Consider the following 24,539-nt stretch of genomic DNA (forward strand, 5'->3'; position numbering starts at 1 on the left):
GTCGGGGGTCGGTCAGCGGAGAAAACAGGTACCTACCCGGGTGGTTCCACCGTCGCCGGGGACCCAGGCAAAAGGGACACTTTGAGTCGTCATCAGCTCCAGGAAGCCGAGGTCCCCGATGTTCGAGCAACAGGTGCAGTGCACATCCACAGGTGCGAGAAGTGTCCGGATCCGGCGGCGGGCTCTGATGATCCTGCGCTGCGAGGCGTGTGCCACGCTGCTGGCGCCCGAGGAGACGGCGTGCACCTCCTGCGGCCGGGATGAACTCGAGCGGGTGCGGGCCGCGGGCACGGGGACCGTGGTGTCGTGGACGGTGGTGGACTGTTCGTCCGTCGACCTCCCACTGGCCCTGGTGCCGTGCACGCTCGCGATCGTCGAGCTCGACGAGGGTCCCTGGATCTACACCTGGATCGAGGGGAGCTGCCGGTGCATCCGGATCGGTCGGTGCGGGTGGAGTTCCGGCTGGCGGAATCGGGGGAGCGGTTCCCCGTGTTCGCCGTTCGGCAGGCTGTCGCAGAACGAGCCTCGATCAGCTGAACGGTGGCCGGGAATCGAGTCGCAGTGAGGACGACCCCGACGCCCGCCACGCCCGCGCCGTCAGGTCGCGATCTGCGTCGGTCACGAGATTGCCCATGACCCGGACCGCGATCGTCATCAGTGCACGCGAACGCATCGCCAGCGGCCCGGAGGCAGGCAACACCCGGGGGACCGTGAGCAGGCCGGCGAGCCGACGGGCGATCGAGAAGGCCTGCCCGTACCGCTCCCGCAGCAGGGTCGGCCACAGCTCGGTGAGGTCCGGGGCCCCGAGCACCTCGGCCACCATCGAGCCCGTCTCCAGGCCGTAGTCGATGCCCTCGCCGTTGAGCGGGTTCACACAGGCCGCGGCGTCGCCGATGATCGCCCAGTTGGTCCCCGCCACCCCGGACACCGCCCCGCCCATCGGGAGCAGCGCCGATGCCACCGCGCGCACGGGGCCGTCGAGCCGCCACTCGTCGCGGCGCTGTTCCGCGTACAGCTCGATCAGCGGTCGGAGGGCGCCAGGCGCGGGCCGCTTCGCGGTGGCCAGGGTGCCGACGCCGAGGTTGACCTCGCCGGTGCCGAGCGGGAACACCCAGCCGTAGCCGGCCTGCAGGGTCCCCTCGCGGTCGCGCAGTTCGAGATGCGAGGTGATCCACGGGTCGGTGCTGCGGGCCGAGCGGACATAGGCGCGGGCCGCCACCCCGTACGCGGTGTCGCGATGCCACTCGCGGCCGAGACGTTTGCCGAGGGTGGAGCGCACGCCGTCGGCGACGATGAGGTGCTCGCATCGGACCGTGCGTGGCCCCTCGGCCGTCTGGAGGGTGACCGACCGCACCCGGTTTCCGTCCCGGTCGGCGTCAACGGCCTTGGCGCCCTGAACCATCCGGGCACCCGCGTCGAGCGCGACCTGTCGGATCCGGTCGTCGAGTTCGGTTCTCGGGACGGCGCTGCCGGTACTCGGCAGTGAGCCGCCGGGCCACGGCAGCTCCAGCTCCTGCCCGAACCCGTTCAGCCGCAGGCCGCGGTTGGTGGCGCGGGTGGCGAGCCAGTCGCCGAGGCCGAGGTGGACGAGTTCCGCCACGGCGCGCGGGGTGAGTCCGTCGCCACACGTCTTGTCTCTCGGGAAGGTGGCGGAGTCGGCGAGCAGCACCTCGCGGCCAGCGCGCGCCGCCCATGCCGCTGCCGCGGAACCGGCGGGACCTGCGCCGATCACCACCACATCGGCGTGCGCAGGGACGTCATCGGGCGCCTCGGAACGGGCGGCGGAGGGATCGGGGTCGACAGGCGATGGCACCACCCCAGTATCTTCTCAGGCCGGGGTCGACCGCTGTGGTCAGCCCGACGGGCCGCGAACCCGATAGGTTCACTACCGTGACAGTTATGGCATCGGTTGCTGGGCATCACGCGAGACGGGATGGGTACTGAGATCGTGAGCACGAGCGAAGCGATGGGCACGGTCGTTGCCGGCGTGGATCTGGGGGATCCGGCGCTGGCCGAGGTGGTGCGTGGGGGTCTCGCCGACGTCGAGAGCCTGCTGGTGAGTGAGCTCTCGGATGGCGAGGATTTTCTCACCGAGGCGGCGCTGCACCTGGCGAAGGCGGGTGGCAAGCGGTTCCGGCCGCTGTTCACCCTGCTGACGGCGCAGCTGGGCCCCAATCCGACGGACCCGGCGACCATCACCGCGGCCACCGTCGTCGAGCTGGTGCACCTGGCCACGCTCTACCACGACGACGTGATGGACGAGGCGACGATGCGCCGGGGCGCCCCGAGCGCGAACTCGCGATGGGGCAACTCCATCGCCATCCTGGCGGGCGACTACCTGTTCGCACACGCCTCCCGGCTGGTGTCCACGCTCGGACCCGAGGCGGTTCGGATCATCGCCGAGACCTTCGCTGAGCTCGTCACCGGGCAGATGCGGGAGACCATCGGCGTCAAGGAGCAGCAGGACCCCGTCGAGCACTACCTGAAGGTGGTGTGGGAGAAGACGGGATCGCTGATCGCGGCCTGCGGTCGGTTCGGTGGCACCTTCTCCGGCGCGAGCGCCGATGACGTCGTCCGCCTCGAGCGGCTCGGCGACGCGGTGGGCACCGCCTTCCAGATCTCCGACGACATCATCGACATCTCCTCGGTCGCCGCGCAGTCCGGCAAGACCCCTGGCACCGACCTGCGTGAGGGGGTGCACACCTTGCCGGTGCTCTACGCGCTGCGCGAGGAGGGCCCCGACGCCGATCGACTGCGGGTGCTACTCGACGGCCCGGTCACCGACGACGATGCCGTCGCGGAGGCGCTGGCGTTGCTGGAGCGTTCCCCCGGGATGGCGGCGGCCAAGGCCAAGCTGGCGGAGTACGCCGCCTCGGCGCACGCGCAGCTCGCGGAGCTGCCGCAGGGGCCGGCGAACGACGCGCTCGGTCGACTGGTGGATTACACGATCGCGCGGGTCGGCTGACGGTAACGTCTCGGCTCGGGTCCACGTGGCTCGCCGACGCGCTGCGTGCAGGGGAACGTCCCTCCGGGCTCTTTCGTTGATCAACTGAGTGTCCGGCGAGAAAAGGGGCCCAACGTGCACCGGTATTCCAACGGGTTGAAGACCTTTGCGTTGCTGGTGGGGATGTCCGCGCTGATCGTGTTCATCGGGGCGCTGTTCAACAACAGGAGCATCCTCATCTTCTCGATCGTCCTCGCGGTCGGGATGAACGGCTACGCGTACTTCAACAGCGACAAGCTGGCGCTCAAGGCCATGCACGCGCAGCCGGTCACCGAGGTCGAGGCGCCGGTCATCTACAAGATCGTGCGCGAGCTGGCGACAACGGCGCACCAGCCGATGCCCCGGCTCTACATCAGCCCGACGGCCGCGCCGAACGCCTTCGCGACGGGTCGCAACCCGCGCAACGCGGCGGTCTGCTGCACCAGCGGCATCCTGCAGATCCTCGACGAGCGGGAGCTGCGGGCCGTGCTCGGCCACGAGCTCTCGCACGTGTACAACCGCGACATCCTGATCTCCTCGGTCGCGGGTGCGATGGCCGCGGTCATCTCGGGCCTGGCCAACATGGCGATGTTCGCCTCGATGTTCGGCGGCCGCGGCGAGGGCAGGCCGAACCCGTTGGCGCTGCTGCTCGTCTCTTTGCTCGGTCCGATCGCGGCCTCGGTGGTGAAGATGGCGGTCTCGCGCTCCAGGGAGTACCAGGCCGACCAGTCCGGGGCGGAACTCAGCGGTGATCCGCTGGCGCTCGCGTCGGCGTTGCGCAAGCTGGAGCGCGGCGTTGAGGCCGCCCCGCTGCCACCGGAGCCGAAGATCGCCGCACAGTCGCACATGATGATCGCGAACCCGTTCCGGGCGGGCGACAAGATGAGCCGGCTGTTCTCCACCCACCCGCCTATGGCGGAGCGGATCGACCGCTTGGAGAAAATGGCGGGCCGACGACTGCCCGAGTGACGGATATCGCTGGGGGACAAGGTCGTTCGCTGACCATTCCGGGTGACTGTCGATCGGCCCCTGGTTCCGGGCTCCCGCCGACGCAGAGGGGACCGCGCGGCCGATGCGGCCGTCGCGGTCCCCTCGATGCTGTGTCGGGTGATCAGCGGTAGTTGACGAACTGCAGGGCGATGCCGAAGTCCTCGCCCTTGAGCAGCGAGATGATGGCCTGCAGGTCGTCACGCTTCTTGCTGCTGACGCGGAGCTCGTCGCCCTGGATCTGCGCCTTGACGCCCTTGGGCCCTCGTCGCGGATCTTCTTTGAGATCTTCTTCGCGTTCTCGGTGGTGATGCCCTGGACCAGGGTCCCGGTCAGCTTGTAGATCTTGCCCGACTGCGCGGGCTCGCCTGCGTCGAAGGCCTTGAGCGAGATGTCCCGGCGGATCAACTTCTCCTTGAACACCTCGAGCGCCGCCTGCAGCCGCTCCTCGGTGTCGGCGGTCAGGGTGATCGCCTCCTCGCCGGACCAGTCGATGCTGGCGCCGGTGTTGCGGAAGTCGAAGCGCGTCGACAGCTCCTTGGCCGCCTGGTGCAGCGCGTTGTCCACTTCCTGCCGGTCAACCTTGCTCACCACATCGAAGGACGAATCCGCCACGGCAACTCCCTTGTTCATCGTGCGTGGGCCTGCGCCCACGCGTGAGAACCCCACGATAACCACACGGTTTGCATTTACCCGCCTGGGTCGAGGTATTCTCTCTCCGCACCAGAGAAGACCCGGATCGTCTCGGATCTACACTGGATGTCACCCGGCAGATTGCCCGAGCGGCCAATGGGAGCGGACTGTAAATCCGTCGGCTTATGCCTACGTAGGTTCGAATCCTACATCTGCCACAACCGGGTCCCGGTGAGCGCAAGCTCGCCGGGGCTCGTTGATTACACGGAAGGAAAGAGCGCCTGACCTGCGGGTTTGGCACTCGGCCCCGCCGCTGTGTAATCTCTTGAAGGCTTCAACGCATGAACGAAGTGCGCGGAAGCATGCCCCCTTAGCTCAGTCGGCAGAGCGTTTCCATGGTAAGGAAAAGGTCAACGGTTCGATTCCGTTAGGGGCTCGCTGGATTGGGTGTCCATAGACTGGCACCGATGCACCGAGGCGGTGTAGCTCAGTTGGTAGAGCAAACGACTCATAATCGTTGTGTCGCCGGTTCAAGTCCGGCCATCGCTACACAAGTGGACACATAGAACACTCCCTGATTGACCCCGATCAGATTTATCCGAAAGAAGGCATCCCGTGGCCTCGACTGACGTTCGGCCCAAGATCACCTTGGCCTGCGAGGTATGCAAGCACCGCAACTACATCACCAAGAAGAACCGTCGTAACGATCCCGATCGTCTCGAGATCAAGAAGTTCTGCCCGAACTGCGGAACGCATCAGGCGCACCGCGAGTCGCGCTAGTACTCTTCGAGACGACGCGGAGATCGTAGGGGTCGGTTCCCGGCTTCCTGGCCTAGCTGCGTCCCAAGCAGATAGGTTGCGTTGCGGTGAAGTTGAGTTCTGATCTCGTTGGCCTGCATCACAGGTTCAGCGACTACTACGAGGTCGGCCGTGAGAAGGTGCGCGAGTATGCGCGCGCCGTCAAGAGCGACGACCCGGTCTACCGCGACGAAGCGGCCGCCAGGAAGATCGGCTACGACACCCTGGTGGCCCCGCTGACCTTCATTGCCGTCTTCGGCTTCCTCGCGCAGGAAGAGTTCTTCAAGGCCCTGGATGTCGAGCTGGATCTCAGCCGGGTTCTGCATACCGATCAGCGCATCGTGTACCACCGTCCTGTCAAGGTCGGCGACCGTCTGTACTGCGACGTGTACGTCGACTCGATCCGAACGATGGGCGGTAGCGACATCATCGTGACCCGCAACGAGATCACCGATCAGGACGGCCAGGTCGTCCAGACCCTGTACACCACGTTGGTCGGTCGGCACGCCGAGGAGGTCGAGTGATGTCCGTTCGCGATTTCGCGGAGATCTCCGTCGGTCAGGAACTGCCCGAAGAGACCGTGCCCCTGACCAGGTCTGACCTGGTGCAGTACGCAGGCGTTTCCGGCGACCCGAACCCCATCCACTGGGATGACGCGACCGCGCAGAAGCTCGGCCTCCCCTGTGCGGTTGCACACGGGATGCTCACCATGGGCATCGGCGCCGGCTATGTGACCTCCTGGCTCGGCGATCCGGGTGCGGTCACCGAATACAGCGTTCGTTTCACCAGCCCTGTCGTCGTGCCCAACGACGGCAAGGGTGCCGTGATCGTCCTCACCGGCAAGGTGAAGTCCATCGACGAGGAGACCCGCTCCGCCGTGGTCGCCATCGTCGCCAAAGTGGACGACAAGAAGATCTTCGGTCGCGCTACCGCGACCGTGCGCTTCGGCTGAGTAACCAGCCGATTCGGTTTGTTCGACTACCGTGCAGTACACTGAGATTTCTGGGATCAACCAGCCCTGCGCGCTGCCCTACGTGCCCATTCGGGCCGCTGAGGGTAGCGCGCGTGTTGTGTGATCACGGAGAGGTTGATCGGTCCGGATCATGATGATCGGGACGCGTCGGTCAACCAGAGGGGCGTAGCTCAACTGGCAGAGCAGCGGTCTCCAAAACCGCAGGTTGCAGGTTCAAGTCCTGTCGCCCCTGCCCCGGATGTCAGCGACTGAGAGGAACGACGGTGAGCGAGGATCGCGGAAAGGCCGATAACGCGGCGGGGTCTCCGGACGTCGACGCCACCGCGGCCGGCGCGAGTGATTCAGCTCCCGTCGCCTCTCGTCCGACTGGAAAGCGTCCGGGTCGTCGTACCCATGCCGCCGCGACCGAGTCGCAGGCCGCGAAGGTCGCAGGCACCCCCTTGGCCACGAAGGCCAAGCCGGAGAAGCCGCGCAAGGAGAATCTCTTCAAGCGCCTGAGGAAGTTCCTCCGTGAGGTGATCGCGGAACTCCGGAAGGTGATCTGGCCTAACCGCAAGCAGATGATCACCTACACCACCGTTGTACTGGCGTTCGTGGCCTTCATGGTCGCGTTCATCAGTGGATTGGACCTGGCGTTCCGTGAGGGCGTCAGTTGGCTGTTCGGCTGAGGCCGGACACCGAACGTGACGAGAGGAAGCGAGTGCGCCAGTGAGCACCCCGAGAACGACGCAATTGAGGCTGCAGCCGCAGAGCATGTTGCCGATGACGCGGTCGCCGCGGAGTCCGCTGACGCGGCAGTCCTCGGCGAGGGTGACGCTCCCGAGGCCGACGCCCCCGTCGAAGAGGCAGCAGCCTCCGCAGACGACGCCATCGCAGCCGACTCCGAGGAGCCGGTCGATCCCGTCGCCGAGATGAAGGCCGCGCTCCGCCGCGCGCCCGGCGACTGGTATGTGATCCACTCGTACGCCGGGTACGAGAACAAGGTGAAGACCAACCTCGAGACCCGCGTGCAGAACCTGGACGTCGGCGACTACATCTTCCAGGTCGAGGTCCCGACCGAAGAGGTCACCGAGATCAAGAACGGCCAGCGCAAGCAGGTCAATCGCAAGGTGCTGCCCGGCTACATCCTGGTCCGGATGGAACTGAACGACGAGTCGTGGGGCGCGGTCCGCAACACCCCCGGTGTCACCGGCTTCGTCGGCGCCACCTCGCGGCCGTCGCCGCTGACCATCAACGAGGTCGTCAAGTTCCTGATGCCGCAGGAGGGCGCGAAGAAGCCCGTCGCCGCTGCCGCCGGAACCGGCGAAGCCGCAGCCTCCGTCGCGAAGCCCCTCATCGAGGTGGACTTCGAGGTCGGTGAGTCGGTCACCGTCATGGACGGCCCGTTCGCGACGCTGCCCGCCAGCATCAGCGAGGTCAACGCCGAGCAGCAGAAGCTCAAGGTCCTCGTGTCGATCTTCGGTCGCGAGACGCCGGTCGAGCTGTCCTTCACGCAGGTCGCGAAGATCTAGCCACAAAACTTGCACTGCAGTAGCAAGACACACACAAGAAATTAGGAACGAAAGATGCCCCCAAGAAGAAGAAGCTCGCCGGGCTCATCAAGCTTCAGATCCAGGCCGGTCAGGCTAACCCTGCCCCGCCCGTGGGTCCCGCGCTTGGTCAGCACGGCGTGAACATCATGGAGTTCTGCAAGGCCTACAACGCGGCCACCGAGTCGCAGCGCGGCAACGTGATCCCCGTGGAGATCTCCGTCTACGAGGACCGGACCTTCGACTTCAAGTTGAAGACCCCGCCCGCCTCGCGACTGCTGCTCAAGGCCGCAGGCGTGCAGAAGGGCTCCGGCGAGCCGCACAAGACCAAGGTCGCCACGGTGACCATGGACCAGGTGCGCGAGATCGCGAAGACCAAGCAGGAAGACCTCAACGCGAACGACATCGAGCAGGCCGCGAAGATCATCGCCGGCACCGCACGCTCGATGGGTATCACCGTCGAGGGCTAAGCAGCTCCAGATCGCGTGGGAGGGCCGGCCAGGCCCGAAACCACAACTGAACCATTAGTAAGGACAGAACACATGGCAAAGCGCAGCAAGGCGTACCTCGCCGCCGCCGAGAAGGTCGACCAGGCCAAGCTCTACAGCCCACTGCAGGCTGCGAAGCTCGCCAAGGAGACCTCCTCCACGAAGATGGACGCGACCGTCGAGGTCGCCGTTCGACTCGGCGTCGACCCCCGCAAGGCGGACCAGATGGTTCGCGGCACCGTCAACCTCCCGCACGGCACCGGTAAGACCGCCCGTGTGATCGTGTTCGCCGTCGGCGAGAAGGCCGCCGAGGCAGAGGCCGCCGGTGCGGACGCGGTGGGTGCCGAGGACCTGATCGAGCGCATCCAGGGCGGTTGGCTGGACTTCGACGCCGCGATCGCGACCCCTGATCAGATGGCCAAGGTCGGCCGCATCGCCCGCGTCCTCGGACCGCGTGGCCTGATGCCGAACCCGAAGACGGGCACCGTCACCGCCGATGTGACCAAGGCCGTCAACGAGATCAAGGGCGGAAAGATCAACTTCCGCGTCGACAAGCAGGCCAACCTGCACTTCGTGATCGGCAAGGCGTCCTTCGACGACGCCAAGCTGGTGGAGAACTACGGCGCCGCGCTGGACGAGATCCTGCGTGCGAAGCCGTCCTCCGCGAAGGGCCGTTACGTCAAGAAGGTCACGGTTTCGACCACCACCGGACCGGGCATCCCGGTGGACCCGAACCGCACCCGCAACCTCCTCGAGGATGCTGCAGAGTAAGACAGCTCGACAAGAAGGCCGGTACGGATCTCCGTACCGGCCTTCTTCGTGTCTGCGGTCCCTACGCCCGTGGGTCTGTCTCGTCCTTCCGCCAGGCGAGCAGGACGGCGTTCTCCTTCGACGGCGCCCATGGCAGGAAGATCGCGACGATGATCGCGCAGACCACGACCGCGCCGGTCGCGACGAGGGAGGCGGTCTGCGAGCCCTGCAGTACCGCCGATTTCATCGCCGTGATCAGGTTCTCCCGCTGCGGTTCGAGCATCGTCGGGATCTCCCGCTTGCGGATCTCCAGGACGCTGAGGACGGTCGCCCGCGCGAAGCCCTTCTCGTCGTCGTTCATCAGCATCGCGGGCACCCGGTCGATGATCGGTGAGATCTTCGTCGAGTAGTACGAGGCGACGATGGACCCGAGCACCGCCACGCCGAGGGTGCCGCCGATCTCGCGGGTGGTGTCGTTGACGGCCGAGCCGGCACCGGCCTCATCGAGGGGAGCGAGGACATGATCGATTCGGTGGCCGGGCCCTGGACGATCGCCAGGCCGAGCGCCATCGAGACCATCGACGGCAACACGTCGGCGAGGTAGGTGCTGTCGACGTCGACAGCACCGCCGAGGTAGAGCCCGAGCCCGGTCAGGAGCAGACCGAAGACGATCACCGCTGTGGTGCCGATGCGTTGCGCGAGCAAGGTGGCGATGGGCGCGCCGACCGCCACGCTCACCGCGAAGGGGAGCGAGGCGATCCCGAACTCGAGCGGGGTGTACTCGCGCACTCCCTGGAAGTACTGGGTGATCAGGAACAGGAATCCGAACATCGAGAAGTACGCGATCGCGATCGCCAGTGCGGGCAGCGAGAACCTGCGGATCCGGAACAGTCGCATGTCGAGAATCGGTGTCTGGGCGCGCAACTGCCACCAGACGAACGCACCGAGAAGCACCGCCGCGGCCGCGATCCCACCGAGGGTGGCGAGGCTGAGCCAGCCGTAGCGGGGGGCCTCGATGATCGACCAGACCAACAGCGTGATGCCCGCGATGGACAGCACGATCCCGGGGAGGTCGAGTCGGCCGACGACGGCGGCCTTGGACTCCGGGACGAGGAGCAGCGTCGCGATGATCGCGACCCCGGCGACGGGGACGTTGATCCAGAACACCGAGTGCCAGGAGAAGTGTTCGAGCAGCCAGCCGCCGGACATCGGTCCGATGGCGATGGCGAAGCCGGCCATGGCGGTCCAGGCCGCGATGGCCAGTGCACGCTCGCGGGTGTCGGTGAAGATGTTGATGATCAGGGCCAGGGTCGCGGGGAAGACCGCGGCGGCGAACACGCCCATGGCGGCCCGAGCGGCGATGACCTGCCCGAGGGTCTCGGCGTTGGCGCCGGCCACGGACATCACTCCGACGCCGATCAGGCCGATGATCATGATGCGTCGGCGGCCGTACCGGTCTCCGAGGTTGCCGCAGGCCAGCAGCAGGCCGGCGAAGGTGAGGGTATAGGCGTCGACCACCCACTGCAGTCCGCTCACCCCGGTGTGGAGTTCGACGCCGATCGAGGGCAGTGCGACGTTGACGATGGTGTTGTCGAGAACCACCAGTAGTTCCGCGAGGCAGATCACGGCGAGTGCCGCGAATCGCCCTGCGCGCGAGGAGATCAGCTCGACCCTGTTGTCGGGTGGGTTGGTGCGTTCCAGCGTGGTCATGGGTTGTGACGGTACTCGCTATGTGTAACTCCATATAACAGTCAATTTGCGACTGGTCCGTCACTCCGGGGGTGCAATGTGATGCCTGTCACGATCAGCAACTCGGGGGATGGCTCGTTTTGGATGGTCACGCCCGTTCGGGTACTCTCTCCGGAAGAGTTCGATCTATTTCGAGTTCACCCCAAGAAGTTCTACCCAAGACCGTTGGTCACCGATGTCGCGAGGCATTGGTTGAAGGTTCGGGACACAGCCCGACGGCCCACGCAGGAGGACGAGGTAGGGGAGTGGTGGGCCTTCGCGCGAGCTGGGCCAGGATCTCTTCGTAACGCCCCGTGTGCCTGCACCGGGGCGTTTTGCATTGTCACGGCCGCATCCCGAGGGTGCACCAACACGATGTCACGAGAGGAGGCGAAGTATGGCAAAGCCCGAAAAGGTCTCCGCAGTCACGGAGATCACTGAGCAGTTCAAGGGTTCGACTGCCGCCGTGATCACCGAATACCGTGGTCTGTCGGTGACCAGTCTGACGCAGCTGCGACGCGCGCTCGGAGCAGGCGCAACCTACTCCGTCGCCAAGAACACCCTGGTCAAGCGCGCCGCCGCAGAGGCGGGCGTCGAGGGCCTTGACGACCTGTTCGTCGGACCGACCGCCATTGCGTTCATCAAGGGCGAGCCGGTTGACGCAGCGAAGGCCATCAAGGCCTTCGCGAAGGACAACAAGGCGCTTGTCATCAAGGGCGGCTACATGGATGGCAATGCGCTGTCCGTGGACGAGGTCAACAAGATCGCGGACCTCGAGTCCCGCGAGATCTTGCTGGCCAAGCTCGCCGGCGCGATGAAGGGCAACTTGGCAAAGGCCGCTGGCCTGTTCAATGCCCCCGCCTCGCAGATGGCCCGTCTGGCCGCTGCGCTGCAGGACAAGAAGGCCGCGGAAGGCTCCGCAGCCGAAAGCTGATCCGCACGAGACCGGACGGGCGCCCTCGCGGGTGCGAACAAGGTCTTGCGTATCACGTACCAAACCACTCCCACCTCGTCGCGGATCAGCGACATGGGACTTACAGGAAGGACCGCCATCATGGCGAAGCTCACCACCGAAGAGTTGCTGGACCAGTTCAAGGAGCTCACCCTCCTCGAGCTCTCGGAGTTCGTGAAGGCGTTCGAGGAGACCTTCGAGGTCACCGCTGCTGCGCCGGTCGCCGTTGCCGCCGCCGGTGCCCCGGCCGCCGCCGCGGACGCCGCTGAGGAGCAGGACGAGTTCGACGTCGTCCTCGAGTCGGCCGGCGACAAGAAGATCCAGGTCATCAAGGTCGTCCGTGAGGTCGTCGCGGGCCTGGGCCTGAAGGAGGCCAAGGACCTCGTCGAGGGTGCGCCGAAGGCGATCCTCGAGAAGGTTGCGAAGGATGCGGCCGAGGCCGCCAAGGAGAAGCTGGTCGCCGCAGGCGCCACCATCTCCATCAAGTAAGACCGCCGCGTAACAACGCAGCGCTCACGCTCGACAAAAGGGCCGTTCCCCGTAAGGGGAGCGGCCCTTTTTGGTGCCCGGATTCCGAACCGCGAGGGGCGTCGAAGTGGACGGTTGTTCAGCGTTGACGGGATGCATCGATGCAGTTCAGAGGGGATGAATCGGACATGGAGGGGCCGGATTGCACCCGAACCCTACTCATGAGTAGCATTCAGCGTCACAGGTACCACTTCGATGCGATAGAGTGACCCAACCCACATTGGGTCAGTGTGTCGAAAAGCGTGGAGGTTTTCGGTGGGAGTAGAGGTAGTAGTCGAGGGACTCACCAAGTCGTTCGGCTCGCAGAAGATCTGGCAGGACGTCACCCTGACGCTCCCCCGGGGGAAGTCACGGCCCTGCTCGGCCCGTCCGGTACGGGCAAGTCGGTGTTCCTGAAGTCGCTGATCGGCCTGCTCCGTCCGGAGCGCGGTTCCATCGTCATCGACGGCACCGACATCCTGGAGTGCTCCAGCCGAGAGCTCTACGAGATCCGGAAGATGTTCGGTGTGCTGTTCCAGGACGGTGCGCTGTTCGGGTCGATGAACCTCTTCGACAATGTCGCCTTCCCGCTGCGTGAGCACACCAAGAAGTCCGAGTCCGAGATCCGCAACATCGTGATGGGCAAGATGGAGCTCGTCGGACTCATCGGTGCCGAGAACAAGCTCCCCGGCGAGATCTCCGGCGGTATGCGCAAGCGCGCCGGACTGGCGAGGGCGCTCGTGCTGGACCCGGAGATCATCCTGGTCGACGAGCCCGACTCGGGTCTCGACCCGGTCCGCACGACTTACATCAGCCAGCTGCTGATCGACATCAACTCGCAGATCGACGCGACGATCCTGATCGTGTCGCACAACATCAACCTCGCGCGCACCGTGCCGGACAACATCGGCATGTTGTTCCGCAAGGAGCTCGTCATGTTCGGCCCCCGCGAGGTGCTGCTCACCAGCGACGAGCCGGTGGTCAAGCAGTTCCTCAACGGCAGCATGCTCGGCCCGATCGGCATGTCCGAGGAGAAGGACGAGGCGCAGATGGCGCAGGAGCAGGCGATGGTCGATGCAGGCCACCACCACGGCGGCGTCGACGACGTCGAGGGCATCGTCCCGCAGATGAAGGCCACCCCCGGTATGCCGTTCCGTCAGGCCGTCGCCCGCCGTCAGGAGCGCGTCCGCCAGATCATGCACACGTTGCCGCACAATGCCCAGATCGCGATCCAGGAGAGCCTTGACACCGAGGACAACACTCAGGTGATTCCCGCATATGACGACTCCGGCATGGAGACGTCTTCCTGGGGACGCGGGTAGCACGCGCCGATGGGGGTACCAAGAGCACGCTGCTCAGTCCGCTGACGGCCGCGTTGACACAGGCCGGGTTGATATTTCAGCTCTTCGTCGATGTCGTGCGGAACACGTTCAGGAAGCCGTTCCAGTTCCGGGAGTTCATCGAACAGGCCTGGTTCATCGCGAGCGTGACGATCCTGCCGACAGCGCTGGTCGCGATCCCGTTCGGCGCGGTGGTGTCACTGCAGACCGGATCGCTGATCAAGCAGCTCGGCGCCGAGTCCTTCACGGGTGCCGCCAGCGTGCTGGCGGTGATCCAGCAGGGCAGTCCGATCGTGACCGCGCTGCTGATCGCCGGTGCGGCCGGCTCGGCGGTGACGGCCGATCTCGGGTCGCGCACCATCCGTGAGGAGATCGACGCCATGGAGGTGCTCGGTATCAACCCGGTCCAGCGCCTCGTGGTCCCCCGCGTGCTGGCGATGATCCTGGTGGCGGTGCTGCTCAACGGGCTGGTCTCGGTGGTCGGCATCGCGGGCGGGTACTTCTTCAATGTGATCCTCCAGGGCGGCACCCCCGGCGCCTACCTGTCCTCCTTCTCCGCGCTCGCGCAGTTGCCGGACCTCTACATCGCGGAGGCGAAGGCCGCCGTGTTCGGTGTCATCGCGGGCGTGGTCGCGGCCTACAAGGGCCTGCACCCCAATCCAGGGCCGAAGGGCGTTGGCGAGGCCGTGAACCAGACGGTCGTCATCACCTTCTTGCTGCTGTTCTTCGCCAATCTGATCCTCACGATGGTGTACCTGCAAGTCGTTCCTGCCAAGGGGGCTTAACCCATGACGATCGCCAAGGGTCGCGGCGACCGGACACTGATGCGTGCGCGCAAGGTGACTCGCGCGCCGCTGCACGTTCTCGATCGCGCCGGCGACCAGATGTCCTTCTATGCCAGGGCAATCGGCTGGATTCCGCGGACGCTCACGCACTACGGCCGAGAGGTCCTCCGGCTGCTCGCCGAGGTCACCTTCGGCAGCGGTGCGCTGGCCGTCATCGGCGGAACGATCGGCGTCATCGTGATGATGTCCGGCTTCACCGGCGTCGTCGTGGGCCTGCAGGGGTACGCGGCGCTCGAGCAGCTCGGCAGTTCCGTGCTGACCGGCTTCCTGTCCGCGTACGTCAACACCCGTGAGATCGCCCCGCTCGTCGCGGCCCTCGCGCTGTCGGCAACGGTTGGCTGTGGCTTCACCGCCCAGCTCGGTGCCATGCGTATCTCGGAGGAGATCGACGCGCTCGAGGTCATGGCGGTGCCGAGTGTGCCGTTCCTGGTCACCACCCGGATGATCGCCGGGTTCATCGCGGTCGTGCCGCTCTACATCGTCGGTCTGATGGCCGCATATCTGGCGTCGAGGCTGATCAACACCGTCTTCAACGGGCAGTCGAGCGGGTCGTACGACCACTACTTCAACCTGTTCCTACCGCCGGTGGACGTCCTCTGGTCCTTCGGCAAGGTGCTGGTCTTCGCCTTCGTGCTGATCATGATCCACTGCTACTACGGCTACAACGCATCCGGCGGACCGGCGGGCGTCGGCGTCGCCGTCGGCCGGGCCGTGCGGACCGCGATCGTGACGATCGCGGTGCTGGACTTCTTCCTCAGCCTCGCCATCTGGGGCACCACGACCACAGTGAGGGTGGCCGGATGACCGACGGTGGTTCGGCGCTGCGCCGACGCATTCTGGGCCTGGCCTTCTTTCTCGTTCTCGCGCTGTTCCTGGTGTTCACGATCGGGGTGTACAACAAGTCGTTCAAGGAGGTCGTGAAGGTCAACCTCGTGACCGACTCGGTCGGCAATTCGCTGCCAAGTCACGCGGACGTGAAGGTGCGCGGGTTGATCGTGGGTGAGGTGCGTTCCGCCTCGACCGAGGACGGCAAGGTCACCTCGGTCCTGGCGATCGACCCCGACAAGGCCGAGCTGATCCCGTCCAACGCGACGGCGCGGTTGCTGCCGAAGACGCTGTTCGGTGAGCGGTACGTCTCGTTGATCGTGCCGACGGGTGACACCGCAGCCCCGATCTCGCAGGGCGACACGCTGCTCCAGGACAAGAGCGGCAACGCGATCGAGGTCGGCGAACTGCTCGACGGGCTGCTGCCGCTGCTGCAGGCCGTTCCGCCGCAGGACCTGGCGAACACCCTCGGTGCGCTGTCGCAGGCCCTCGCCGGGCGCGGCAACGACATCGGGTTGAGCATCGAGCGACTCGAGACCATCTTCGCCGGGGTCAACACGGAGCTGCCGAACCTGCAGGAGGGCCTGCGCGGTCTCGCGGACTTCTCGCAGACCTACTCGGAAGCCGCTCCCGACCTGATCAACGCGTTCGACAACCTGCGGACCACCGGCGCGACCGTGGTCCAGCAGCAGAACCAGATCCGGGCACTGATGTCCTCGGTCACGGCCACCGCAGGCAGCACCGCGGACTTCCTGGAGGTCAACAAGGACTCGCTGATCTCCATCGCGGCGGACTCGCGGGAGGCCCTCGAGGTCCTTGCGGCCGCATCGCCGACCTTCGGCTGCACCTTCTCGCAGTTCGTGCCGATCGTGGAGAGCGCGAGCGCCATCCTCGGGCTCAACCCGGACGGCAGCCTCCAGGACCACCCGGGCGCCCGCGCGGCCACGGTGTTCGTCAACCCGAAGGGGCGTTACCTGCCGAACCAGGACGAGCCGCGGCTCTTCGACAACCGCGGCGCCAAGTGCTACGAGCCGGCGGCGCCCGGCTACAAGTTCGGCCAGTACCCGGGCGGCTCGTACAACGACGGTTCCTACCAGGTGCCGTCGCGCAACCCGGGCCCCTCGTTCGTGCCGTCGCCCGCCGCGCCGCAGTACTCGGTGGTCCCGAGCCCGGCGGCCGGGCAGAACACGCCCGCCGCGTACACCGGATCGACACTCGAGCAGGACACATTGGCAGTCATCTACGGCGAGGGCACCGGCACCCTGCCGGAGGCGGTGCCGGGTTGGGCGACGCTGCTTGGCGCGCCGGCACTGAGGGGAACGGAGGTGAGTGTCCGATGAGAGGTCTCGCGGCTCCCCTGATCAAGCTCATCATCTTCGCCGTCGTCACCGTGGTGGCGACCGCGACGCTGGCCTTGACCATCGCGAACACCAGCGGTGGCGGTGGCACCAAGTTCAACGCGATCTTCACGGACGTCGCCTCGCTCAACAAGGGCGACGAGGTCCGGATCGCGGGTGTCCGGGTCGGACAGGTCGACGAGATCGCGATCGTCAACGAGCGGGAGGCGAAGGTCCGGTTCTCGCTGACCGACCGCGACTGGCTCCCGGCCAGCTCGACCGCCACGATCCGCTACCGGAACCTGGTCGGCCAGCGCTATATCGCGCTGGAGCAGGGCGAGGGCGCGCAGGGCATGAAGCTGTCCGGCGGCGCGACCATCCCGATCGAGCGCACCAAGCCCGCGGTCAACCTGACGACCCTCTTCAACGGCTTCCGGCCGCTGTTCCAGACGCTCAGCGCCGACGACGTGAACAAGCTGTCGTTCCAGATCATCCAGGTGTTCCAGGGCGAGGGCGGCACGATCTCCGAACTGGTGCGCAACACGGCAAGCCTGACCAACACCATCGCGGACAAGGACCGAGTGATCGGCGACGTGATCAACAACCTCAACGGGGTTCTCGAGACCGTCAACAAGCATGACGAGGAGCTGAGCTCGTTGATCGTCAACACCGAGCAGCTCGTCACGGGGCTGGCGAATGATCGCGGCGTTGTCGGGAGTGCGGTGACCTCGCTCGCCGGGCTGGCAGATGCCACCGCGGACGTGCTCGAACCGACAAGGCCGTCGATCCAGGGCTCGGTGTCCGCGCTCAACACGTTGGCGGGAACGCTGAACGCACAGAGCGACGACGTGAACAAGATCCTGGCCACCCTGCCGGTGAAGCTGGACAAGCTGTCCCGCATCGCGAGCTACGGGTCGTGGTTCCAGTTCTACCTGTGCGGACTCGACATCGTCGCGGGTCCCGGCGAGTCGCCGTACCTCAACCTGCCGACGGGACTCCCGACCGTCAATCAGCCGATCTACACCAACTCCGCACCGCGGTGCTCGGCGAACGGGGCCGGACAGTGAAGCAACGTCGTAGCCCAGCCGCCATCGGCGCGCTCGGCATCGTGGTGGCGCTGCTCGCCACGGTGTCGGCCTTCTTCCTCGACGACCTGCCGATCATCGGTGCCGGTGCCACCTACCGGGCCCAGTTCACCGAGGCGGCCGGGCTCAAGCCGAGCAACGAGGTCCGCATCGCGGGCGTCAAGGTCGGCAAGGTGACCGCCGTCGAGCTCGACGGTGACAAGGTCGAGGTGGCGTTCAAGGTCAAGGATGCCTGGGTGGGCGATCAGACCACCGCGTCGATCCAGATCAAGACGGTCCTCGGACAGAAGTACCTGGCCCTCGACCCCCGCGGATCCGACACCCTGGACGCCAGGGACACGATCCCGTTGGAGCGCACCACCTCCCCGTACGACGTGCTCGACGCGTTCGGCGACGCGACAACCACGCTGGACGCGATCGACACGCCGCAGCTCGCGCAGAGCATGCAGACGCTGTCCGAGGCGTTCTCGGAGACGCCCGCGGACATCCGGGCCTCGCTCGACGGGGTGACGCGGCTGTCGAAGACCATCGGTAGCCGGGATGAGGAGCTGCGCAAGCTCTTCGCCGCGACCGCGGACACCTCCAAGGTGCTCGCCGACCGCAACGCCGAGTTCACCAAGCTGATCGGCAGCGCAGGCCTGCTGCTCGGCGAGCTGAACAGCCGTCAGCAGGCGATCTCCCAGCTGCTCACCGGCACCCAGCGGCTCTCGCAGCAGCTGACCGGTCTGGTCAAGGACAACGAGGCGCAGATCGGTCCCGCACTCGACCAGCTCCGCGGCGTCGTGCAGATCCTGCAGGACAACAACGACAATCTCGACCGTGCGATCAAGCTGTACGCGCCGTTCACCCGGCTGTACGCGAACATCGTCGGCAACGGTCGTTGGTTCGACCAGGTGGTCGTGAACCTGACGCCGCCCGCGCTCCCGCTCATCCCGGGTTACCGAGATCCCGTTCGAACCATTGGGGGCAACTGATGACCGGCGTGACCTCGGGAAGGATGCAGAAGTTCAGCAGCCGCCAGATCGTGGCCACCGCGCTGGTACTGGTGGGGCTGCTGGTGCTGGGATTCGGCGGTTGGTGGCTGCTGACCCGAGCGGGGACCACCAAGATCACCGCGTACTTCGACAAGTCGGTCGGCATCTACGACGGCTCGGACGTCCGGGTGCTCGGCGTGAAGGTCGGCTCGGTGAACGAGGTCGAGCCACTGGGTGACCAGGTCCGGGTCACCATGCGCGTCGATCGCGGGGTGAAGATCCCCGAAGATGCCAAGGCCGCGCAGATCACCCCGTCGGTGGTGTCCGACCGGTACATCCAGCTCGCCCCCGCGTACTCGGGCGGCGAGGTGATGGAGTCCGGCGACACCATTCCCCGCGAGCGGACCGCGACCCCGGTCGAGGTCGATCAGCTCTACTCGAGCATCGACGAACTGTCGAGGGCGCTCGGGCCGGAGGGGGCGAACAAGGAGGGCGCGCTGTCCGAGTTCGTCGACACCGCGGCCAAGAACCTCGACGGCAACGGTGAGGCGCTCGGCGCCACCATCACCGAGCTGTCCAAGGCGGCGGAGACCCTCAACCTCAACCGGGGCGACCTGTTCGAGACGATCCGGAACCTGCAGACCTTCGTCAGCGCGCTTGCGGCGAACGACGAGCAGGTCCGCCAGTTCAACTCCCAGCTCTCCGATCTCAGCGGCTTCCTGGCCGGGGAACGGAAGAACCTCGGCGACGCGCTGAACCAGCTCTCCTTCGCGCTCGGTGACGTGGCGGTGTTCGTCCGCGACAACCAGGAGGCTGTCACGAGCAACGCGGAAGGATTGGTCCAGGTGACGCAGACCCTCGCCGACAACCGGCAGGACCTGGTCGACGCGTTGACCACCCTGCCGATCGCCATCAGCAACGTCGTGAACTCGTACGACGCGGAGTCAGGAACGCTGGCCTCGAGGGTGAACCTGCCCGAGACGCAGGACCCGTTCGGGACCCTGTGCAAGCTGATCGACCTCGGCAAGCTGATGCCGGGCGACCCGAAGTTCGACGCTCTCGGTCGCCAGATGGCGCCGCTGATCCAGAACTGCAAGATGATCATGGACCAGGTGACCGCGGGCGTGAAGACACCGTCGTTGAACCTGCCCTTCGGCATCCTCAGCGGCGACAACCTCCAGCGGCCCTCGCAGCCCGGTACGGTCCCAGGAAACGTCTCGCCCCGACTCGGAAACTCGCAGGCCCCCGGCCTCAGCGACCAGAACATCCCGCGGGGTGGCCAGTGATGCAGGAACGGTCAGTGAAGCGCTCGGTTGCGATCGGTGTCGGCGCATGCGTCGTCGCGTTGACGGTTGCGGGTTGTGGCTCCAAGGGCATCTACGGCATTCCGCTGCCCGGTGGCGCCGACCTCGGCAGCGACCCGATGCACCTGACGGTGGAGTTCGATGACGTGCTCGACCTGGTGCCCCAGTCCACCGTGAAGGTCGACGGCGTCCCGGTCGGGCGGGTGCAGAGCATCGACGTCCCGGACGACGGTTGGACGGCGGCCGTCGGTGTCGTCGTCGATTCCGCTGTCGATCTGCCGGCGAACGCGCTCGCGTCGGTGCAGCAGACCAGCCTGCTCGGTGAGAAGTTCATCGAACTCAAGGCCCCGCCCGTCAACGCCGACGCGGCCCGGCTCACGGACGGGTCGACGATCCCCGTGGACCGGACCCGACACGCCACCGACATCGAGCAGGTGCTCGGCGCGCTGTCGCTGCTGCTCAACGGCGGCGGGGTCGCCCAGTTGCAGCCGATCATCCACGAGCTCACCACGGCCCTGGACGGCCGCGAGTCCAAGGCGCGCAGTCTGCTCGACCAGGCGAACACGCTGATCGACGGGCTGAACAAGCAGCGCGACGACATCACCAGGGCGCTCGACGGGCTCGACACCCTCACCGGTCGGGTCAACGAGCAGACCGATCAGATCGAAAAGATCCTCGCGGAGATCCCTCCCGCGGTGCAGGTCCTGAACGAGCAGGAACCGCAGTTCATCCAGATGCTCACCCAGCTGGACCGGCTCGGGCAGGTCGGTACCGATGTGCTCGTCCAGTCCAAGGACAACCTGATCGCGGACCTGCGCGCGCTGCGGCCGACCCTGCAGGCGCTCGCCGACTCGAGCGAGGATCTGGTGACCGTGCTCCCGCTGATCCCGACGTTCCCGTTCCCGGACGGTGCGGAGAAGGTCATCCACGGCAACTCGATGAACCTCTTCCTCTCGCTGGACATGCGACTCGGCCAGCAGTTCGAGGCGCTCGGGGTGGGACTGCCCGACCCGGTCTACGTTCCGCCGCCGCCCGGATACGGCGGATACGTCCCGAAGGTGGACCCGTCGAACCCGTACTACAACGGGAACGGACCGCGGCCCGGCTGGCCGACGGTCTCGATCCTGCCGTTGCCGCCGATCGTCCCGAAGCCCGCGCCCGCTCCTGGCGCCCCCGTGGCGCCCGGCACCGAGCCGGTCGCTGAGAAGAAGGACCAGAATCCGCTGAGCGGTCTGCTCGACAAGCTGGGAGTGGGTGGACGATGAGGTCGGCTTTGGTGCGCTGGCAGTTGGTGGCGTTCTCGCTGGTCGCGATCCTCGGCCTGCTCTACGTCGGCGCGAAGTACGTGCGCCTCGACAATCTGCTGGGATTCGGCCAGTACACGGTGCAGGCGGACTTCGCCGACTCCGGTGGCATCTTCACCAACGCCGAGGTCAGCTACCGCGGCGTGCCGGTCGGCACGGTGGGGGACCTGCACCTCACCGACGACGGCGTGCTGGTCGACCTGAAGATCAACACCAGCGCCCCGGAGATCCCGTCCTCGGCCAAGGCCGTGGTGGCGAACCGGTCGGCGATCGGTGAGCAGTACGTGGACCTGCAGCCGAGCAGCGACGAGGGCCCGTACCTGGAGGACGGATCGTTGATCGTTCGCCAGGACACGGCCACCCCTGTGCCGGTGGAGGAGGTGCTGGCGAGCACGAATGCGCTGGTGCGTTCGGTGCCACTGAAGGCGCTGAACACCACGGTCACCGAGCTGGGCAAGGCGTTCAACGGCAAGGGCGACGACCTGCAGGTACTGGTGGATTCGCTCAACACCCTCTCTCAGGAGGGGATCGACAACCTGCCGCAGACGCTGACGCTGATCCGGGACACCCGGACCGTGCTCGACACCCAGTCGGAGCAGTCCTCGGCGATCCGCCAGTTCAGCAGCGACCTGGACCTGGTGGCCGCCCAGCTCCGGGCCAGCGATCCGGACCTGCGGCGCCTCATCGAGACCGGCACCGCCGCGAGCGACGAGGTCGGTTCGCTGATCGATTCGGCAGGCCCGGCCCTGACCACCGACCTGGACAACCTGGCACTGGTGACGGCTGCACTCGGTCCGCGGACGCTGGCGCTCAACGCCCTGCTGATGTTCCTTCCGGGACTGGCTGCGGGAGCGAGCACCGCGGCACCCGGCGACGGCACCCTGCACCAGGGCCTGTTGTTGGAGACCAACAACCCGCCGCCGTGCACCCAGGGCTACGAGGGGACGCACGAGATCCTCGCGCAGATGAAGCGGGAGAACCCCGACTTCGACCCGACCCGCGACGAGTTCCCGCTGAACATGAACGCCAACTGCACCACGCCGCTGGGCAGCGTCACCGGCGTGCGTAGCGCCAACCGGATCGTGTACGCGGACCCGGCCACTCCGCAGCCGTGGGACAACAAGCCAAAGGTCGATCCGGACAAGCTCAACCTCAACCCGATCGCGACGCAGCTGGCGCCGCTGCTCGGCATCACCCCGAAGTGATGCATTTCCGGCGGAGCCGAGCACAAGTTACCAAGTAGTAGGGTAGAAAACGTGATGCGTAGCACGAAACTGCTGAAGCCTGCTCTCGCTGCGGTGAGTGTGCTCGCCATCGGGGCCCTCGTGGCCGCCGTCTGGTTCGGGTTCGGTTGGGGCCATGCCCTGTTCTCGGACAAGCCCGCGGCCGCCGCCCGCGACGATGCGCTGACCGGCGCGCGTCAGGCGGCGATCAACTTGAACACCGTCGACTCGGGGAATCTGGACCAGACGTTCGCGAACATGGAGTCGTCGATCACCGGCGACGAGATGCTCAATGCGCTGGCCGAGACCAAGGATCAGATGGCCGAACAGGTCAAGCAGACGGGCGCGAAGAGTGAGGCGCACGTGCTCGACGCCGCGCTCACCGCGATGAGCCGTGACGAGGGCACCGCGAACTCGCTCGTCGTGCTCACCACGACCACGACCTGGCCGAACAAGCCGACCAGCAAGGTCAAGATAACGATGCGAATCGGTCTGACCGATGTCGACGGCGTCTGGAAGGCCTCGAAGGTAGAGAACGTCGGCCAGCCTCTCGCCATGGACCCTGGCACCCCGGCACCCGCCCCGGCCCCGGCGCCGGTGCCCGAAGGGGCCCCTGCCCCCGCTCCCGAGTCCGGCGGACAGTAGGGCCTCGGCCCCGCACCAGCGGCAATCCGGCAGCGGAACAGCTAAGGAGTAACGAACAGTGCCCCCACGTCGTCGCACCACCAGTGCGCCCCAGCCCAAGGGGCGTCGCCCCCGCGTGGCCGGTACCGGGTCCGGTACGCCCCGCGGACCCGTGAGCGAACCCGAGGCCATCGCGCCCGCGAGTTCGGCCGCGACCGAGACCGAGGTCGCTGCAGCGGGCCCCGATGTCGTCAGCCCGCCCGCAGGGGCGCCTGTCGCCGCCGCAGAGGCCACGGGCGACACGGAAGCCACCGCAGCGGTAGTGGCCGACGAGAGCGGCGAGAGTGCCGCGACCGAGCCTGAGCAGGCGCCGAAGACGATCAACCGGACCAGTTCCCTGCGCCCGCGGGCGACAGGGGCGGCGGACGCCGGCGCGTCGTCCGCTCCCGAGGCCGCGGTGGACGAGCCTGTGGTCGACCAGGAAATGGTCAGGGCGGGCTGGAAGCGGGTCACGACGATCGGCCTGGTGGCGCTTGGTCTCGGTGTCTTCGCGCTCGTCGCCGCGTTCCGGCCCGGTGCCGACGTCCCGAACCAGGCCTGGGTCGACACCTCGGAGACCTCGAAGGTCACGGCCGACGCGAAAAATGCGATTCAGACGCTCTACACGTACAAGTTCGACACGGTCGAGCAGGACTTCGAGAACGCGCGGGCGGTCCTCGACGACGCCATGCGCGAACAGTTCGACAAGACCGCCGCGGTCACCAAGGACGCCGTCGTCCAGACGAAGACGGCAACGAACGCCGAGGTCACCGACATCGGCCTGAAACTGCTCTCGGACGACCGCGCCGAGCTCGTGGCCAGCATGAACGTGAGTGCGACCAACGACGGTGCGGCGCAGGGGAGCGCCCAGGGACCGCTGTCGGTGACCATGGCGAAGTCCGGCGACCACTGGGTGATCACGGACATCCGGGACCGCTGATCGGGGCTCGGATCGGGTGTCCCGGCGGTGTCCGATCGGCAAATCGCCGGGACGTGTCTTGACGCGGCGGGGTTGAGGCGTCACTCTAATGGCGAGACATGCGAGATCGCTCCTTCTGTAGGGGCGGGTCCGTGCAAGATCGCGTCGGCGCAAATGGAGGCACCGGGCGCGAGGGATTGCACGGACGCCAGGCTTGGGCACCGTTTGGGCTGCCCTGTCCAGTTGTATTCTGCGTCGACTTCGGGTACCTTTGGACGTTGCGCTGGCTGCCTCCTGTCCACCTCTCCACCTCACCGCCTGTGAAGCGTTCGCTTCCTGCGTCTGTTGGCGAGTTTCGTTCGGGTTGTGACCAGCGAATTCGCCCCACATGA

22 protein-coding genes, 4 tRNA genes and 4 pseudogenes are annotated in these 24,539 nt (G+C 66.5%); 27 read left to right on the forward strand and 3 right to left on the reverse strand.

Annotated features, from left to right (window positions below; translation table 11 throughout):
- Positions 1-187: 187 nt before the first annotated feature.
- Positions 188-565: a Zn-ribbon domain-containing OB-fold protein gene (locus tag BTZ20_RS05860; protein WP_223263651.1), complete on the forward strand. Its 378-nt coding sequence runs from the start codon at positions 188-190 to the stop codon at positions 563-565.
- On the opposite strand, the gene BTZ20_RS05865 is transcribed toward BTZ20_RS05860, so the two are convergent.
- A complete protein-coding gene (locus tag BTZ20_RS05865; protein ID WP_077043515.1) occupies positions 530-1,738 on the reverse strand; it encodes a geranylgeranyl reductase family protein in 1,209 nt (402 codons plus the stop codon). The genes BTZ20_RS05860 and BTZ20_RS05865 overlap by 36 nt on opposite strands.
- A 195-nt stretch (positions 1,739-1,933) precedes the next feature.
- On the opposite strand from BTZ20_RS05865, the gene BTZ20_RS05870 reads away from it, so the two are divergent.
- Positions 1,934-2,965 (forward strand): polyprenyl synthetase family protein, encoded by a 1,032-nt coding sequence (locus BTZ20_RS05870; RefSeq protein WP_077040727.1) that lies wholly within the window; start codon positions 1,934-1,936, stop codon positions 2,963-2,965.
- Positions 2,966-3,079: 114 nt separating this feature from the next.
- Positions 3,080-3,952, forward strand: a complete 873-nt coding sequence (gene htpX, locus BTZ20_RS05875) for a zinc metalloprotease HtpX (protein WP_077040728.1) — start codon at positions 3,080-3,082, stop codon at positions 3,950-3,952.
- A gap of 142 nt (positions 3,953-4,094) precedes the next feature.
- Here htpX and BTZ20_RS05880 read toward each other — a convergent pair.
- A pseudogene (locus tag BTZ20_RS05880) lies at positions 4,095-4,585 on the reverse strand (YajQ family cyclic di-GMP-binding protein).
- Between the two features lie 153 nt (positions 4,586-4,738).
- Between BTZ20_RS05880 and BTZ20_RS05885 the strand changes: the two are divergent.
- The 11 genes and pseudogenes from BTZ20_RS05885 (at position 4,739) to rplA (ending at position 9,162) form a co-directional block, all read left to right on the forward strand.
- Positions 4,739-4,821, forward strand: a tRNA-Tyr gene (locus BTZ20_RS05885).
- 146 nt (positions 4,822-4,967) lie between these two features.
- A tRNA-Thr gene (locus tag BTZ20_RS05890) sits at positions 4,968-5,039 on the forward strand.
- A gap of 40 nt (positions 5,040-5,079) precedes the next feature.
- Positions 5,080-5,152 (forward strand) — tRNA-Met (locus BTZ20_RS05895).
- Positions 5,153-5,218: 66 nt separating this feature from the next.
- Positions 5,219-5,383 carry a 50S ribosomal protein L33 gene (gene rpmG / locus BTZ20_RS05900; protein WP_027500669.1) on the forward strand — a complete coding sequence of 55 codons (165 nt, stop codon included), beginning with the start codon at positions 5,219-5,221 and terminating at the stop codon, positions 5,381-5,383.
- Positions 5,384-5,469: 86 nt separating this feature from the next.
- Positions 5,470-5,925: a (3R)-hydroxyacyl-ACP dehydratase subunit HadA gene (hadA, locus tag BTZ20_RS05905; RefSeq protein WP_077040729.1), complete on the forward strand. Its 456-nt coding sequence runs from the start codon at positions 5,470-5,472 to the stop codon at positions 5,923-5,925.
- Positions 5,925-6,353 (forward strand): (3R)-hydroxyacyl-ACP dehydratase subunit HadB, encoded by a 429-nt coding sequence (gene hadB / locus BTZ20_RS05910; RefSeq protein WP_077040730.1) that lies wholly within the window; start codon positions 5,925-5,927, stop codon positions 6,351-6,353. Before hadA ends, hadB begins: the two co-directional genes overlap by 1 nt.
- A 180-nt stretch (positions 6,354-6,533) precedes the next feature.
- A tRNA-Trp gene (locus tag BTZ20_RS05915) sits at positions 6,534-6,606 on the forward strand.
- 31 nt (positions 6,607-6,637) lie between these two features.
- Entirely contained in the window at positions 6,638-7,042 is a 405-nt protein-coding gene (secE, locus tag BTZ20_RS05920; RefSeq protein ID WP_077040731.1) for a preprotein translocase subunit SecE, read from the forward strand.
- Positions 7,043-7,057: 15 nt separating this feature from the next.
- On the forward strand, positions 7,058-7,885 hold the full coding sequence (gene nusG / locus BTZ20_RS05925; RefSeq protein ID WP_083742542.1) for a transcription termination/antitermination protein NusG: 828 nt from the start codon (positions 7,058-7,060) through the stop codon (positions 7,883-7,885).
- Between the two features lie 59 nt (positions 7,886-7,944).
- Positions 7,945-8,373 (forward strand): annotated as a pseudogene (gene rplK / locus BTZ20_RS05930) (50S ribosomal protein L11); the annotation flags it as partial.
- A gap of 72 nt (positions 8,374-8,445) precedes the next feature.
- Positions 8,446-9,162, forward strand: coding sequence for a 50S ribosomal protein L1 (gene rplA, locus BTZ20_RS05935; RefSeq protein WP_077040733.1), 717 nt, complete (start codon positions 8,446-8,448; stop codon positions 9,160-9,162).
- A 61-nt stretch (positions 9,163-9,223) separates the two neighbouring features.
- Here rplA and BTZ20_RS05940 read toward each other — a convergent pair.
- Positions 9,224-10,851, reverse strand: a pseudogene (locus BTZ20_RS05940) (MFS transporter).
- 415 nt (positions 10,852-11,266) lie between these two features.
- Here BTZ20_RS05940 and rplJ point away from each other — a divergent pair.
- The 13 genes and pseudogenes from rplJ to BTZ20_RS06005 all read left to right on the forward strand — a co-directional run bounded on the left by rplJ (position 11,267) and on the right by BTZ20_RS06005 (position 24,168).
- Positions 11,267-11,803: a 50S ribosomal protein L10 gene (rplJ, locus tag BTZ20_RS05945; protein WP_027500661.1), complete on the forward strand. Its 537-nt coding sequence runs from the start codon at positions 11,267-11,269 to the stop codon at positions 11,801-11,803.
- Positions 11,804-11,923: 120 nt separating this feature from the next.
- Complete coding sequence (rplL, locus tag BTZ20_RS05950) at positions 11,924-12,310, forward strand: 50S ribosomal protein L7/L12 (RefSeq protein ID WP_077040734.1); 387 nt, start codon at positions 11,924-11,926, stop codon at positions 12,308-12,310.
- Positions 12,311-12,604: 294 nt separating this feature from the next.
- Positions 12,605-13,650 (forward strand): annotated as a pseudogene (locus BTZ20_RS05955) (ABC transporter ATP-binding protein).
- 29 nt (positions 13,651-13,679) lie between these two features.
- On the forward strand, positions 13,680-14,453 hold the full coding sequence (locus BTZ20_RS05960) for an MlaE family ABC transporter permease (RefSeq protein WP_083742543.1): 774 nt from the start codon (positions 13,680-13,682) through the stop codon (positions 14,451-14,453).
- A gap of 3 nt (positions 14,454-14,456) precedes the next feature.
- Complete coding sequence (locus BTZ20_RS05965) at positions 14,457-15,317, forward strand: MlaE family ABC transporter permease (protein ID WP_077040736.1); 861 nt, start codon at positions 14,457-14,459, stop codon at positions 15,315-15,317.
- Positions 15,314-16,678, forward strand: a complete 1,365-nt coding sequence (locus BTZ20_RS05970) for an MCE family protein (RefSeq protein ID WP_077040737.1) — start codon at positions 15,314-15,316, stop codon at positions 16,676-16,678. The genes BTZ20_RS05965 and BTZ20_RS05970 overlap by 4 nt, the downstream gene beginning before the upstream one ends.
- Positions 16,675-17,742, forward strand: a complete 1,068-nt coding sequence (locus tag BTZ20_RS05975; protein WP_077040738.1) for an MCE family protein — start codon at positions 16,675-16,677, stop codon at positions 17,740-17,742. Before BTZ20_RS05970 ends, BTZ20_RS05975 begins: the two co-directional genes overlap by 4 nt.
- A complete protein-coding gene (locus tag BTZ20_RS05980) occupies positions 17,739-18,734 on the forward strand; it encodes an MCE family protein (RefSeq protein WP_077043517.1) in 996 nt (331 codons plus the stop codon). The genes BTZ20_RS05975 and BTZ20_RS05980 overlap by 4 nt, the downstream gene beginning before the upstream one ends.
- Positions 18,734-20,020, forward strand: a complete 1,287-nt coding sequence (locus BTZ20_RS05985; protein WP_083742544.1) for an MCE family protein — start codon at positions 18,734-18,736, stop codon at positions 20,018-20,020. Before BTZ20_RS05980 ends, BTZ20_RS05985 begins: the two co-directional genes overlap by 1 nt.
- A gap of 14 nt (positions 20,021-20,034) precedes the next feature.
- Positions 20,035-21,303 carry an MCE family protein gene (locus tag BTZ20_RS05990; RefSeq protein ID WP_189636601.1) on the forward strand — a complete coding sequence of 423 codons (1,269 nt, stop codon included), beginning with the start codon at positions 20,035-20,037 and terminating at the stop codon, positions 21,301-21,303.
- A complete protein-coding gene (locus BTZ20_RS05995) occupies positions 21,300-22,547 on the forward strand; it encodes an MCE family protein (RefSeq protein WP_077040739.1) in 1,248 nt (415 codons plus the stop codon). The genes BTZ20_RS05990 and BTZ20_RS05995 overlap by 4 nt, the downstream gene beginning before the upstream one ends.
- Before the next feature lie 54 nt (positions 22,548-22,601).
- Complete coding sequence (locus tag BTZ20_RS06000; protein WP_077040740.1) at positions 22,602-23,210, forward strand: hypothetical protein; 609 nt, start codon at positions 22,602-22,604, stop codon at positions 23,208-23,210.
- A 151-nt stretch (positions 23,211-23,361) separates the two neighbouring features.
- On the forward strand, positions 23,362-24,168 hold the full coding sequence (locus BTZ20_RS06005) for a hypothetical protein (RefSeq protein ID WP_145982224.1): 807 nt from the start codon (positions 23,362-23,364) through the stop codon (positions 24,166-24,168).
- The last annotated feature ends 371 nt before the right edge of the window (positions 24,169-24,539 follow it).

The sequence above is a fragment of the Rhodococcus sp. MTM3W5.2 genome (genome assembly GCF_001984015.1).
Classification (GTDB): Bacteria; Actinomycetota; Actinomycetes; order Mycobacteriales; family Mycobacteriaceae; genus Rhodococcus_G; species Rhodococcus_G oryzae.